13 protein-coding genes are annotated in these 12,724 nt (G+C 66.7%); 11 read left to right on the top strand and 2 right to left on the bottom strand.

Going from position 1 to position 12,724, the window contains the following annotated elements; all coding sequences use genetic code 11:
• The first annotated feature begins 24 nt into the window (after nucleotides 1-24).
• From FOA17_RS02420 to FOA17_RS02375, 10 genes are all read left to right on the top strand, one after another.
• Complete coding sequence (locus tag FOA17_RS02420) at nucleotides 25-384, top strand: MmcQ/YjbR family DNA-binding protein (RefSeq protein ID WP_162528148.1); 360 nt, start codon at nucleotides 25-27, stop codon at nucleotides 382-384.
• 45 nt (nucleotides 385-429) lie between these two features.
• A complete protein-coding gene (locus FOA17_RS02415) occupies nucleotides 430-888 on the top strand; it encodes a hypothetical protein (protein WP_149139895.1) in 459 nt (152 codons plus the stop codon).
• Nucleotides 885-3,077 carry a NosR/NirI family protein gene (locus tag FOA17_RS02410; protein ID WP_149139894.1) on the top strand — a complete coding sequence of 731 codons (2,193 nt, stop codon included), beginning with the start codon at nucleotides 885-887 and terminating at the stop codon, nucleotides 3,075-3,077. Before FOA17_RS02415 ends, FOA17_RS02410 begins: the two co-directional genes overlap by 4 nt.
• A 12-nt stretch (nucleotides 3,078-3,089) precedes the next feature.
• Nucleotides 3,090-5,039 (top strand): TAT-dependent nitrous-oxide reductase, encoded by a 1,950-nt coding sequence (gene nosZ / locus FOA17_RS02405; RefSeq protein WP_149139893.1) that lies wholly within the window; start codon nucleotides 3,090-3,092, stop codon nucleotides 5,037-5,039.
• 2 nt (nucleotides 5,040-5,041) lie between these two features.
• Nucleotides 5,042-6,370, top strand: a complete 1,329-nt coding sequence (locus tag FOA17_RS02400; RefSeq protein WP_149139892.1) for a nitrous oxide reductase family maturation protein NosD — start codon at nucleotides 5,042-5,044, stop codon at nucleotides 6,368-6,370.
• Complete coding sequence (locus FOA17_RS02395; protein WP_149139891.1) at nucleotides 6,336-7,232, top strand: ABC transporter ATP-binding protein; 897 nt, start codon at nucleotides 6,336-6,338, stop codon at nucleotides 7,230-7,232. Before FOA17_RS02400 ends, FOA17_RS02395 begins: the two co-directional genes overlap by 35 nt.
• Nucleotides 7,229-8,059, top strand: a complete 831-nt coding sequence (locus FOA17_RS02390; RefSeq protein WP_149139890.1) for an ABC transporter permease — start codon at nucleotides 7,229-7,231, stop codon at nucleotides 8,057-8,059. The genes FOA17_RS02395 and FOA17_RS02390 overlap by 4 nt, the downstream gene beginning before the upstream one ends.
• Nucleotides 8,056-8,613: a nitrous oxide reductase accessory protein NosL gene (locus FOA17_RS02385; RefSeq protein WP_149139889.1), complete on the top strand. Its 558-nt coding sequence runs from the start codon at nucleotides 8,056-8,058 to the stop codon at nucleotides 8,611-8,613. Before FOA17_RS02390 ends, FOA17_RS02385 begins: the two co-directional genes overlap by 4 nt.
• A 4-nt stretch (nucleotides 8,614-8,617) precedes the next feature.
• Nucleotides 8,618-9,538 (top strand): FAD:protein FMN transferase, encoded by a 921-nt coding sequence (locus FOA17_RS02380; RefSeq protein WP_149139888.1) that lies wholly within the window; start codon nucleotides 8,618-8,620, stop codon nucleotides 9,536-9,538.
• A 67-nt stretch (nucleotides 9,539-9,605) separates the two neighbouring features.
• Entirely contained in the window at nucleotides 9,606-10,892 is a 1,287-nt protein-coding gene (locus tag FOA17_RS02375; protein WP_420841672.1) for a glycerate kinase type-2 family protein, read from the top strand.
• A gap of 14 nt (nucleotides 10,893-10,906) precedes the next feature.
• Here FOA17_RS02375 and msrA read toward each other — a convergent pair whose 3' ends face one another.
• Together msrA and msrB are read right to left on the bottom strand one after the other, a co-directional pair.
• The gene (gene msrA, locus FOA17_RS02370; protein WP_149139887.1) at nucleotides 10,907-11,410 is read right to left on the bottom strand and encodes a peptide-methionine (S)-S-oxide reductase MsrA; all 504 of its coding nucleotides are present in this window, start codon (nucleotides 11,408-11,410) and stop codon (nucleotides 10,907-10,909) included.
• Nucleotides 11,407-11,847, bottom strand: coding sequence for a peptide-methionine (R)-S-oxide reductase MsrB (gene msrB / locus FOA17_RS02365; RefSeq protein WP_149139886.1), 441 nt, complete (start codon nucleotides 11,845-11,847; stop codon nucleotides 11,407-11,409). The genes msrA and msrB overlap by 4 nt, the downstream gene beginning before the upstream one ends.
• Nucleotides 11,848-12,222: 375 nt before the next feature.
• Between msrB and FOA17_RS02360 the strand changes: the two genes are divergently transcribed.
• A complete protein-coding gene (locus tag FOA17_RS02360) occupies nucleotides 12,223-12,618 on the top strand; it encodes an Arm DNA-binding domain-containing protein (protein ID WP_149139885.1) in 396 nt (131 codons plus the stop codon).
• Nucleotides 12,619-12,724: the final 106 nt, after the last annotated feature.

The following is a 12,724-nucleotide window of genomic DNA, read 5'->3' as shown; positions in this document are numbered from 1 at the left end:
GCCGCCCGGCGGAGCCATGGCGCCATGATTGCCACCTGGCCCGAGTTGAAGGCGCTTGCCCTGTCGCTCTGCCTGCCCGGGGTGACCGAGGCCCGGCCCTGGGGGCATGAGGTGCTCAAGTCCCATGGCAAGATGTGGTGCTGGTGGTCGCCCTATGAGGATGCGGCCGTGTTCAAGGCGGGGTTCGACGAACGCGAGATGCTGATGCAAGCCGACCCTGACCGCTTTTTCCTGCATCCCCATTATGCGCGCAGCGCGCTGGTGCTGGTGCGGGCGGGACAGATCGACCCGGATTGGGCGCGCCACCGGCTGATCGCCGACTGGCGGGCGATGGCGCCAAAGCGGCTGCTGAAGGAATGGGATGCCGGCCAGCACGGCGCTTGATTTAAGTCATAGAAGCGCAGCACGACGCGGGCTACACTCGCCGGGATGCACAACGCCCGGTTTTGCCTTGCCCTGATCCTGACACTTGCGCTGGCCCTGGTCGGCGCGGGTGCGGCACCTGTTGCCGGATCGGCTGGCCTGACGGAACTGGTGATCTGCGCCGAAGGCGGGCCCGCGCGCATCCTGCTGGATGATCAGGGCCGCCCCGCCCCCCTGTCAGAGCGCTGCTGCACCTGCATCGCCTGTGCCGCACTGCATGGCTATGTGCCGCCCGCGGCGCCCCTGGCCACACCCGCCCGCCTTGCGCGCCGGGCCGACCCGGCCCGCCCCGCCTGCGTCACCCCCTGGCTGCGCGCGCAGCGCACCGCCTGGCCGCGCGCGCCCCCGCTGCCCCCCGCATCCGCAAGATTTTTCGTCACAGGATCGGCGACGCTTGAGTTTGGTCAAGAATCGTCGCGCGGCGGCATGGCAAGCAACGGGCGCATCCAAGAGGTTGCCCGATGATTCCGTTTTGCCTTCGCCTTGCCGGCATCCTGCTGGCCCTTGTCCTCTCGCTCAGCGGCGCGCATGCCGACACCGTGCTGGGGGGCTACCTGTCCAAGATCAGTGCCGCCGATCTGGTGCCCGGCGCCGAGGGCTTTGGCCCCGAACGGGCCGATCTGGCCGTAGCGCCGGTGCTGAAAGGCGGGCAGACGATCGGCTGGGCCTTCGTCACCAGCGATTTCGTCGGCACCACCGGCTATTCCGGCAAGCCCATTCACACCATGGTCGCCGTCGATGACAGCGCCCATGTGATCGGGCTTCAACTGCTCAAGCATTCCGAACCGATCGTGCTAATCGGCATCCCGGATGCCAAGATCAAGGCGCTGGCCGCAGCCTATATCGGTCTTGATCTGGTGGCCGAGGCGCAATCGGGTGGCACCGCGCATGACGTGGACATCATCTCGGGCGCGACGGTCACCGTGATGGTGATCGACGATTCCATCGTGCGTTCGGGGCTCAAGGTCGCGCGGGCGCTTGGTCTGGGCGGGCTGAAGGCCGAGGCCGCCGATATCGGCCCGAAGCTGGAGATCGACCCCGAGGCCAAGGCCCCCGCCGACTGGTCGGCGATGGAGGGCGACGGCACGCTGCGCCGTCTGTCGCTGGATGTGGGGCAGGTCAACGCGGCCTTCGCCACGCTGGACGACCCGCGCGCCGCCGAACGCGCGCTGACCGAGGCCCCGGCCACCCCCTTCATCGAGATGCAGGCGGCGCTTGTCTCGGTGCCCGGCATCGGCCGTGCCCTGCTGGGCGAACAGGATTACACCAACCTTGCTGGCTGGCTGCAACCGGGCGACAGCGCGCTGTTGCTGGCCGGGCGCGGCATCTACAGCTTCAAGGGGTCGGGCTATGTGCGCGGCGGCATCTTTGACCGGATCGTGCTGATCCAGGACGATGTCTCGGTCCGCTTCCGCGACAAGATGCACCGCCGCATCGTGGCGCTTGGCGCCGAGGGCGCGCCCGACATGACCGAGATGGACCTGTTCCGCATCCCCGCCGAGACCGGCTTTGACCCGACCCGGCCGTTCCGCGTGCAATTGCTGGTGCAGCGTGAGGTCGGGCCGATCGAAAAGGTCTTTACCACCTTCGATCTGGGCTATCAGCTGCCGCAGACCTATCTCAAGGCGCAGCCCGTCGCCCCGCAGCCCGAGGCCGCGACCACCATCGCCACGCAAGACGAAGGCGCCGCCCAGGCAGATCTGTGGAAAAAGATCTGGCGCGGCAGCCAGACCGAAATCGTCGTGCTGGCCGTGATGCTGTTCGTGCTGACGGCGATGTTCTTCTTCCAGTCCTGGGCCACCCGGCGGGCGCGGGCCTTCCTGTGGTTCCGCATGGGTTTTCTGACGGTGACGCTGGTGTTTCTGGGCTTTTACGCCAATGCCCAGCTTTCGGTCGTCAACCTGATGGCGCTGTTCGGCGCGCTGGTCTCGGGGTTCAGCTGGCAGGCCTTTCTGCTGGATCCGCTGACCTTCATCCTGTGGTTCGCGGTGGCGGCGGCGCTGCTGTTCTGGGGGCGCGGCGCCTATTGCGGCTGGCTCTGCCCCTTTGGCGCGCTGCAAGAGCTGACCAACCGCATCGCCCGCGCCCTGCATGTGCCGCAATGGACCCTGCCCTGGGGCCTGCATGAACGGCTTTGGCCGCTGAAATACATGATCTTCCTCGGGCTGTTCGGCGTTTCGCTGATGAGCATCGAACAGGCCGAACATCTGGCCGAGGTGGAACCGTTCAAGACCGCGATCATCCTGAAATTCGTGCGCGCCTGGCCTTTCGTGGCCTATGCGGCGGCGCTGCTGATCGCGGGGCTGTTCGTGGAGCGGTTCTACTGCCGCTATCTCTGCCCGCTGGGCGCGGCGCTGGCGATCCCGGCCCGGATGCGCATGTTCGACTGGCTGAAGCGCTACAAGGAATGCGGCAACCCCTGCCAGAGCTGCGCGAACCATTGCCCGGTTCAGGCCATCCACCCGACGGGCGAGATCAACCCGAATGAATGCGTGAACTGCCTGCATTGCCAGGTGCTTTACCAGTCCGAGACCACCTGCCCGGTCGTCATCAAGCGGCTGAAACGCCGCGCGTCGGTCGGCACGGCGCCCGCGCCGCTGGGGGCACCCCCGGCCGGGCACCCCAACGCAACACGGCATGAGCCGTCGATCTGAGAGGAGATCATCATGGACCATGATCAGAAACACGGGCTGAGCCGCCGCGCCCTGCTGGGCGCCACGGCCGGCGGGGCGGCCCTTGCGGGCGGTCTGGGCGGGCGCCTTGCGCTTGGCCCGACCGTGGCAGGGCTGGGCGCCGCCGGGATCGCCACCGCCGCCACCACCGGCGCGGCCCAGGCCGCCGGGTTCGAGGTGGCACCCGGCCAGCTGGACGAATATTACGGCTTCTGGTCCTCGGGTCAGACCGGCGAGATGCGCATCCTCGGCATTCCGTCGATGCGCGAACTGATGCGGGTGCCGGTGTTCAACCGCTGCTCGGCGACCGGCTGGGGCCAGACCAATGAATCGATCCGCATCCACCAGCGGACCATGACCGAAAAGACCAAGGCGCAGCTGGCCGCCAATGGCAAGAAGATCCATGACAATGGCGACCTGCACCACGTCCACATGTCCTATACCGAGGGCAAGTATGACGGTCGCTATCTCTATATGAACGACAAGGCCAATACCCGCGTGGCGCGGGTGCGCGGCGATGTGATGAAATGCGACGCCATCCTGGAGATCCCGAACGCCAAGGGCATCCACGGCATGCGCCCGCAGAAATGGCCGCGCTCCAACTATGTCTTCTGCAACGGCGAGGACGAGGCGCCGCTGGTCAATGACGGCAGCACGATGAAGGATGTGACGACCTATGTGAACGTCTTCACCGCCGTCGATGCCGACAAATGGGATGTCGCCTGGCAGGTGCTGGTGTCCGGCAACCTGGACAATTGCGATGCCGATTACGAAGGCAAATGGGCCTTCTCGACCAGCTATAACAGCGAAATGGGCATGACCCTGGCGGATATGACCGCCAGCGAGATGGACCATGTCGTCGTCTTCAACATCGCCGAGATCGAAAAGGCCGTCGCCGAAGGCAAGTTCGAGGAGGTGAACGGCGTCAAGGTGCTGGATGGCCGGAAAGACGCCAACAGCCAGTTCACCCGCTATATCCCCATCGCGAACAACCCGCATGGCTGCAACATGGCGCCCGACAAGAAGCACCTCTGCATCGGCGGCAAGCTCAGCCCGACGGTGACGGTGATTGATGTCACGCTGCTGGATGCGGTCTTTGCCGGCGCCGACCCGCGGTCCTGCGTGGTGGCGGAACCCGAACTGGGCCTTGGCCCGCTGCACAACGCCTTTGACGGGCAGGGCAACGTCTATACCTCGCTGTTCCTCGACAGCCAGGTGGTGAAGTGGAACATCGAAAAGGCGATTGCCGCCTACAAGGGTGAAAAGGTCGATCCGATCCTCGACAAGCTCGATGTGCAATACCAGCCGGGCCACCTGAAGACCTCGATGGGCGAAACGCTGGAGGCCGACGGCAAATGGATGGTCTGCCTGTGCAAGTTCTCCAAGGACCGCTTCCTGAATGTCGGGCCGCTGAAGCCTGAAAACGATCAGCTGATCGACATTTCGGGCGACAAGATGGTGGTGATCCATGACGGCCCGAACTTTGCCGAGCCGCATGACGCCATCGCCGTGCATGCCAGCAAGATGACCAACATCAAGTCGGTCTGGGATCGGCAGGATCCGATGTGGGCCGAAACCCGCAAACAGGCCGAGGCCGATGGCGTGAACCTGGACGAATACCAGGACACGGTGATCCGCGACGGCAACAAGGTGCGGGTCTACATGTCCAGCCAGGCCCCGCAATTCGCGCTGGAGGAATTCACCGTCAAGGAAGGCGACGAGGTGACGGTGATCGTCACCAACCTCGACGATATCGACGACCTGACCCACGGCTTCACCATGGGCAACCACGGCGTCGCGATGGAAATCGGGCCGCAGGCGACGGCCTCGGTCACCTTTGTCGCGGCCAATGCCGGGGTTTACTGGTATTATTGCCAGTGGTTCTGCCACGCCCTCCATATGGAGATGCGCGGCCGGATGTTCGTCGAACCGAAAGGCGCCTGATCATGCGGCGCGCCCTGATCCTGCTGCTGGCCTGCCTTGCCACGCCCCTTCGGGCGGCGGAGGTGCAGGTCATGCCCGGGCCGGGCGCGCTGCAACAGGCCATCGCCGAGGCCCGCCCCGGCGATGTGCTGCACCTGACCGACGGGGCCTATCCGGGCCCCGTCACCATCGACCGCAAGCTGACCCTGACCGGCCCGCGCGGCGCTGTGATCGACGGCATGGGGCGCGGCACCGTTGTCACCATCACCGCCCCGGACGTGACGCTGACAGGCTTTTCCGTCACCGGATCGGGCACGCAGAACAGCGATCTCGACGCCGGGGTGAAGATCGTGAAGGGCGCCGACCGCGCCCGGATCGAGGGGCTTTCGCTGCGCGGCAACATGCACGGGATCGACGTGCATGGCGGCCGCGACGCCCTAGTGCGCGGCAACGATATCACCGGCAGCCAGGATGCGCGCATGAACCAGCGTGGCAATGGCATCTATGTCTGGAACAGCCCCGGCGCGGTGATCGAGGGCAACAGCGTGCGCTTTGGGCGCGACGGCATTTTCTCCAACACCTCGCGCAAGGGGATCTACCGCAACAACCTGTTCCGCGACCTGCGTTTCGCTGTCCACTATATGTATACCCACGATTCCGAAGTGTCGGGCAATACCTCGATCGGCAATCACCTGGGCTTTGCCATCATGTTTTCCGATCGCGTGGCGCTGAAAGACAATCTCAGCCTCGGCGACCGTGAACATGGCATCATGCTGAACTATGCCAACAGCGCCGATGTCTCGGGCAATCTGGTGCGCGGCGGCACGAAGAAATGCCTGTTCATCTACAATGCCCACAAGAACCTGATCTACGACAACCGCTTTCAGGATTGCGGGATCGGCCTGCATTTCACCGCCGGATCGGAACGCAATGTGCTGACCGGCAATGCCTTCATCACCAATCGCGAACAGGTGAAATATGTCGGCACCCGGTATATGGAATGGAGCTTTGAGGGGCGTGGCAATTTCTGGTCGGATCATCCGGCCTATGACCTGAACGGCGACGGCATCGCCGATGGCGTGTTCCGCCCCAATGACCTGATGGACCACATCCTGTGGTCGCAACCCGCTGCCGCGCTTCTGACCGGGGCGCCGGCGGTGCAACTGATCCGCTGGTCGCAATCCAGCTTTCCGGCCACCCTGCCCGGAGGGGTGCAGGACAGCCATCCGCTGATGCGACCGCTTGAGATTTCCGTCCCCGACGACATCGCCGCGCAGGAACGCGCGGTGGCCGGTCGCTGGGCGAAAGGCGATTATGATGACCTCGACCCTGAAAATCTCGGCACTCACTAAGCGCTTTGGCGATGTCGCCGCCCTCAGCGATGTGTCGCTGGCGATCCAGCCGGGCGAAAGGGTGGCCCTGCTGGGCCATAATGGCGCCGGCAAATCGACGATGATGAAGATCATCCTTGGCCTGATCCCCGCCACATCGGGCCGGGTCGAGGTGTGCGGCGCCATGCCCGGCTCGGCCACGGCCCGGGCGCAGGTGGCCTATCTACCGGAAAACGCGGCCTTTCATCCGGCGCTGACCGGGCTGGAACAGTTGCGCCACTATCTTTCGCTGCGCAGCGAAGATCCGGGTCAGGCGCAACAATTGCTGGATCAGGTCGGACTTGGCGCGGCGGCGCGGCGGCGGATCGGCACCTATTCCAAGGGGATGCGCCAGCGCGTCGGGCTGGCGCAGGCGCTGATCGGGGCGCCGCGCCTTCTGGTGCTGGACGAACCGACCAGCGGGTTGGACCCGGTCTCGCGGCGCGATTTCTATGCGCTGCTGGATCAGTTCGCCGCGCGCGGCACCGCGATCCTGCTGTCAAGCCATGCCCTGACCGAGGTCGAGGCCCGCACCGACCGGATCGTCATCCTGTCGGGTGGGCATCTGGTGGCCGAAGGCAGCCTGCCCGCCCTGCGCCGCCTGGCCGATCTGCCCGTGGCGCTGCATGTCACCGCCCGCAACGGCTATGCCCCCGCGCTGATGGATGCGCTGCCCGGCGCGATCCTCGTGGGCGGGGCGCTGCACATGGCCTGCCCGCAATCGGAAAAGCTGGCCTTGCTGGGCCGCATTGCCGGGCTGGGCGACAAGGTCGCCGATCTGGAGGTGCTGCCCCCCAGCCTCGAAGACATCTACAGCCATTTCAGCCGGAGGGACGGGCAATGATCACCCCGCGCCGCATCCTCGCCACCGCCGCGACCGAATTCCGCATCGCGCGGCGCAACCGCTGGGTCATCATCGCCATGGCGCTGATGGCGCTGTTCGCGCTGGTTCTGACCGCCGCCGGTTCCGCGCCCACCGGCGGGCTGGGGGTGGACCGGCTCTCGGTCACGGTGGCCTCGCTCACCTCGCTCGCCGTCTATCTGGTGCCACTGCTGGCGCTGCTGATGAGCTTTGACGCCATCGCCGGCGAGGTAGAGCGTGGCACCCTACCGCTGGTTCTCACCTATCCGGTCTCGCGCGCCGAAATCCTGCTGGGCAAGCTGTTGGCACATCTGGCAGTGCTGGGGCTGGCGGTCGGGGCGGGCTATGGCGTGGCGGCGCTGGCAGCACTACTGACCGATGCCGGGTCGCTGGCGGGGATGCCCGCGCTCTGGCGGCTCTTGTGGTCGTCGCTGGCGCTTGGCGCAACCTTTCTGGGCGCGGGCTATGCGCTGTCTTCGCTGGCGCGGCGGCCTTCGGGTGCGGCGGGGCTGGCGATCGGGCTGTGGCTGGGGCTGGTGGTCCTGTATGATCTGGGCCTGCTGGCGGCAGTGGTCGCCGACAACGGCGGCTGGTTCACCACCAGCGCCTTTCCGGTGGCCCTGCTGGCAAACCCCGCCGATGCGTTCCGGCTGTTCAACCTTTCCGCCTCGGCCGCTACCGCCGCAGCCTCGGGCGTGGGCGGGGCGGCGGCGGTGATCCCGCTCTGGCAATCGCTGGTCTCGGTGCTGGTCTGGCCGCTGGTCGCGCTGGCGCTGGCCCATGCCGCCTTTCGCCGGGTGATCCCATGAAACGCGCGCTGCTTTTGATCCTGCTGGCACTGGCGGCTTGCCGCGACGAGGTGGCGCAATCGGTCACCCCCGTCGCCCTGACGGCCGAGGCCGTCGGCCATTACTGCCAGATGAACCTGATCGAACATCCCGGCCCCAAGGCACAGATCCATCTGGAGGGGCTGCCCGGCGCGCCGCTGTTCTTCAGCCAGGTGCGCGACGCCATCGCCTATGCCCGCCTGCCCGAACAAAGCCACCGGATTCTGGCGATCTGGGTCAATGACATGGGCGCCCCCGGCGCGACATGGGATCAGCCCGGCACCGAAAACTGGATCGACGCGGGCGCCGCGCATTATGTCGTCGGCGCGGCGGTCGAGGGCGGCATGGGCGCGCCCGAACTGGTGCCCTTTGCCGATGCGGCCCGCGCCCGCGCCTTTGCCGCCGATCATGGCGGGGTGGTCATGGCGCTGCCCGCCATTCCCGATACGCAGGTGATGGCGCCCGTGGCCGACACGGCCGACGATGCCGATTTCACGCGCCGCCTGCGCGATCTTTCCCAGCGGACCGGAGGATGATCCGATGCTGAAACGCCGCCGTTTCCTGACCCTGACCGCCTGCGCCCTGGGCGCGGGCCTGCCCGCCGGCATGGCGCGGGCCGGTGGCGGGCTGCATGTGGCGCATGGCCAGGCGCTTGGCGCCCGGGTCACGCTGCGCCTGCGCCACCCGGATGCACCCGCCATCGCCGACCGCGCCCTGACCGAAATCGCCCGGCTGGAACAGATCTTCAGTCTCTATCGCCGTGATTCCGCGCTGATGCGGCTGAATGCCGACGGGCAGCTGGCTCATCCGCCCTTTGAGCTGCTGGAATGCCTGTCGCTGGCCGGGCGGGTGCACGAGGCCAGCGGCGGGTTGTTCGATCCGACGGTGCAACCGCTCTGGGCCGCCTATGCCGAAACCGCAAGCCGCGGCGCAACCCTGTCAGACGCCGCACGCGCGGCGGCGCTGGCGCGCACCGGCTGGGCGCGGGTCGCCCTGTCCGAGACGCGGATCGGGCTGGCACCCGGCATGGCGCTGACGCTGAACGGCATCGCGCAGGGCTACATTGCCGACCGCATCGCCGCCCTGCTGACCGCCGAGGGGCTGGACGACCTGCTGATCGACACGGGTGAATTGCGCGCGCTTGGCGGCCATCCCGATGGCGGCGACTGGCCGGTGACGCTGGCGCAGGGTGACAAGCTGATGCTGCGTCAAAGGGCGCTGGCCAGCTCTGCCCCGCTGGGCACGACCTTTGACGCGGCGGGGCGGCTGGGTCACATCCTGAACCCGCGTGACGGCCAGACCGCCCCGCCCCGCTGGCGCACGGTCAGCGTCTCGGCCCCCGGGGCGGGGTTGGCCGATGCGCTTTCTACCGCGCTGTGCCTGGCCGCCTCGGCCGCAGAGGCGCAGCGCATCTGCGCCGCCTTCCCCAAGGCCCGGATCGAGGCGCTGCACGCCGCCTGACCGTCCGGGGCTTGCCGACCCGCAGCAAAGCCGTCACCCTCTGCGCAAAACCGGAGGGGTTGGAGACATGGCGGATCACGGACGCGCGCCGGGCATGACCGAGGCGGATCGCAGCTTTCTGCGCAGCCTGTTCGACGCGGCGGTCGCGGCGGCGGATCCGCGCCGGGCGCTGGCGGCGCATCTGCCGGCGGCACCGCGGGGGCGGACCGTGGTGATTGGTGCGGGCAAAGGCGCCGCACAACTGGCGGCCGCGTTCGAGGCGCTCTGGCCCGGCCCGCTGGAGGGGGTGGTGGTCACCCGCTACGGCTATGGCTGCGCGACGCAACGCATCCGCGTGCTGGAGGCCGCGCATCCGGTGCCCGATGCCGCCGGCCTTGCGGCCTCGGCGGCGCTGTTTCAGGCGGTGCATGGCCTGACCGCCGACGATCTGGTGGTGGCGCTGGTCTGCGGCGGCGGCTCGGCGCTGCTGCCCTGCCCGCCCGGCGATCTGACGCTGGAGGATGAGGCCGCGCTGAACCGCGCGCTTCTCGCCTCGGGGGCGCCGATCTCGGTCATGAACGCGATCCGCAAGCAGGTGTCCCGCATCAAGGGCGGGCGATTGGCCGCGGCCTGCGCCCCGGCACGGGTGGTCAGCCTGATCGTGTCGGACGTGCCGGGCGACGACCCCGCACAGGTCGCGAGCGGCCCGACCGTTCCCGACAGGATGACCCGCACTGACGCGCGCGCGCTGGTGCAAAGCTGGCGCATCGCCCTGCCGCCGCGCGTGGCGGACTGGCTGGCGGGCACGGAAGGCGAGGCGCCCGATCCCGCCGATCCGGTCTTTGCCGGGCATGAGGTGCGGGTCATCGCCTCGGCCCGCCTGTCGCTGGAGGCCGCGGCGACCCTCGCGGCAGCGCAGGGCGTGCCGGCGGTGATCCTGTCGGATGCAATCGAGGGCGAGGCCCGCGACGTGGCCCGCGTCCATGCCGCCATCGCGCGCGAGGTCGCGCTGCGCGACCGGCCCTTCCCGCGGCCCGTGGTGATCCTGTCGGGCGGCGAGACCACGGTCACGCTGCGCGGCAAGGGTCGGGGCGGGCGCAACAGCGAATTCCTGCTGGCGCTATCGCTCGCGGCGGAAGGCGTGCCCTTTGCCGCGCTTGCCGCCGATACCGACGGCATCGACGGGTCCGAAGACAATGCCGGCGCCTTTGCCACCGGCGACAGCGCCGCCCGCCTGCGCGCCGCCGGGCATGACCCCGCGGCGTTCCTGGCCGGGAACGATGCCTATAGCGCCTTCGCGGCACTGGACGATCTGTTCGCCCCCGGCCCCACCGGCACCAATGTCAACGACTTCCGCGCCATCCTGATCCGCTAGGCGGGCTGGCCGCCCTATTCCGCCGCGCGGCGGGGCAGCACCCAGTTCGGGCGCGCGAAATGGCAGGTATAGCCGTCGGGCCGCCGCTCCAGATAATCCTGATGCTCGGGCTCGGCCTCCCAGAAATCGCCGACGGGCTTAACCTCGGTCACCACCTTGCCGGGCCAGAGCCCGGAGGCATCGACATCCGCGATCGTGTCCAGCGCGACCGCCTTTTGCGCATCAGAGCCGTAATAGATGCCAGAACGGTAGGAACTGCCCAGATCATTGCCCTGGCGGTTCGGCGTGGTCGGGTCATGGATCTGGAAAAAGAATTCCAGCAGTTGCCGATAGCTGATCCGCGCGGGATCAAAGATGATCTCGATCGCCTCGGCATGGCTGCCATGGTTGCGATAGGTCGCGTGGGCCACATCGCCCCCGCTATAGCCCACGCGGGTCGAGATCACCCCGGGCAGCTTGCGGATCAGATCCTGCATGCCCCAGAAACAGCCCCCGGCCAGAACGGCGCGTTCGGTCATCGGTCTTCCTCCACCTGATCCAGATAGTCTTCATAGCCCTGCGCCGCCATCTCGGCGCGGGGCACGAAACGCAGGCTGGCCGAATTGATGCAATAGCGCAGCCCGCCCATGTCGCGCGGCCCGTCGGGAAAGACATGGCCCAGATGACTGTCGCCATGTTTCGACCGCACCTCGACCCGGCGCATGCCATGCGACAGGTCGGCATGTTCGGTCACATTGTCGATCGGCCGCGCAAAGGCCGGCCAGCCACAGCCCGAGTCGAACTTGGCCGACGAGGCGAAAAGCGGCTCGCCCGTCACGACATCGACATAGATACCGGGCGCGAAATGGTGATCGTATGCGCCGCTGAACGGGCGTTCGGTGCCATTCTGCTGGGTGACGCGGTATTGTTCGGGCGTCAGGCGCGCAATGGCGTCTTCGGATTTGCGATAGGTCATCAGTCCTCCCCCGGTTCGTCACATCGAGGGAAGATGGGCTGCTTTGACAGGAATTGCCAAGCCCCCGCGTTCATATTTTCGTCAGCCAAGCTGCGCCGACCGCCCGCCAGATACTTGCGCCCCACCGGAAAAGACACGCCGACACGCCCGGCATGCCTGAGGGTCGTCATCTGCCACAGTCTTCGAATGTCAGGAGAATTTGGAGGCGGGTACCGCCGCCGCATTGATGTAGCGGGTGATCGTACGCAATCGTAATTAGTTGCGAAAAATCATAAGGTTATTCGATCATGTGGGCGGTGTGGCGCGTATCGCGTTGCATGGCGTCGCGTCACGTCTTATTGTTTTTGGTGGGTTGTATGGAGGGTTAAAGCTGCCATGCCTAAGCGCACCAAAGAGCTATCTGCGTTAGAGGTCAAGCGTCTGCCGCAAGGCGTCCATGCCGTTGGCGGGGTCGCAGGGCTCTGCCTTCAAGTCGTCGGTACCGCTCGCTCGTGGATCTTGCGTTCTGTAGTTGGCGAGCGTCGGCGCGCCATTGGCTTGGGTGCATATCCAGAGGTAACGCTCGCAATCGCTCGGGAAAAGGCGGCGAAGGCGCGCGAACTGATCCGGCAAGGGATTGATCCAGTCGAGCAGCGCAAAGCTGCAAAGTCGTCTTTGCTTGCAGAGCAGAAGCGGGGCCTGCTCTTCTCGGATGCGGTGGGAATGTTCGTGCCAGTAAAGTCTGCTGAGTTGTCCCAAGGGAAGTACCGGGGTAATCCCCCCCGAAAGTAAGGGGCTGCATAAGTAGAATTTTCTCGGCAAGATGAACGAGGAGATTCTGAATGAAGACAAGCAGATACACTGAAGCGCAGATCCTTGCTATCCTGCGCCAGGCCGA

It is taken from the genome of Gemmobacter caeruleus, assembly GCF_008271655.1.
GTDB classification, from domain to species: domain Bacteria; phylum Pseudomonadota; class Alphaproteobacteria; order Rhodobacterales; family Rhodobacteraceae; genus Gemmobacter; species Gemmobacter caeruleus.
Note: the sequence above shows the minus strand (reverse complement) of the source record. Positions and strands in the feature narration are given on the sequence as shown.

What these genes read in the sequence shown, in the direction of transcription:
- FOA17_RS02380 (WP_149139888.1), top strand. Translation starts at nt 8,618, where the DNA reads ATGCTGAAACGCCGCCGTTTCCTGACCCTGACCGCCTGCGCCCTGGGC.
- FOA17_RS02385 (WP_149139889.1), top strand. Translation starts at nt 8,056, where the DNA reads ATGAAACGCGCGCTGCTTTTGATCCTGCTGGCACTGGCGGCTTGCCGC.
- msrA (WP_149139887.1), bottom strand. Translation starts at nt 11,410, where the DNA reads ATGACCGAACGCGCCGTTCTGGCCGGGGGCTGTTTCTGGGGCATGCAG.
- FOA17_RS02375 (WP_420841672.1), top strand. Translation starts at nt 9,606, where the DNA reads ATGGCGGATCACGGACGCGCGCCGGGCATGACCGAGGCGGATCGCAGC.
- FOA17_RS02415 (WP_149139895.1), top strand. Translation starts at nt 430, where the DNA reads ATGCACAACGCCCGGTTTTGCCTTGCCCTGATCCTGACACTTGCGCTG.
- FOA17_RS02360 (WP_149139885.1), top strand. Translation starts at nt 12,223, where the DNA reads ATGCCTAAGCGCACCAAAGAGCTATCTGCGTTAGAGGTCAAGCGTCTG.
- FOA17_RS02390 (WP_149139890.1), top strand. Translation starts at nt 7,229, where the DNA reads ATGATCACCCCGCGCCGCATCCTCGCCACCGCCGCGACCGAATTCCGC.
- FOA17_RS02400 (WP_149139892.1), top strand. Translation starts at nt 5,042, where the DNA reads ATGCGGCGCGCCCTGATCCTGCTGCTGGCCTGCCTTGCCACGCCCCTT.
- FOA17_RS02395 (WP_149139891.1), top strand. Translation starts at nt 6,336, where the DNA reads ATGACCTCGACCCTGAAAATCTCGGCACTCACTAAGCGCTTTGGCGAT.
- FOA17_RS02410 (WP_149139894.1), top strand. Translation starts at nt 885, where the DNA reads ATGATTCCGTTTTGCCTTCGCCTTGCCGGCATCCTGCTGGCCCTTGTC.
- FOA17_RS02420 (WP_162528148.1), top strand. Translation starts at nt 25, where the DNA reads ATGATTGCCACCTGGCCCGAGTTGAAGGCGCTTGCCCTGTCGCTCTGC.
- nosZ (WP_149139893.1), top strand. Translation starts at nt 3,090, where the DNA reads ATGGACCATGATCAGAAACACGGGCTGAGCCGCCGCGCCCTGCTGGGC.
- msrB (WP_149139886.1), bottom strand. Translation starts at nt 11,847, where the DNA reads ATGACCTATCGCAAATCCGAAGACGCCATTGCGCGCCTGACGCCCGAA.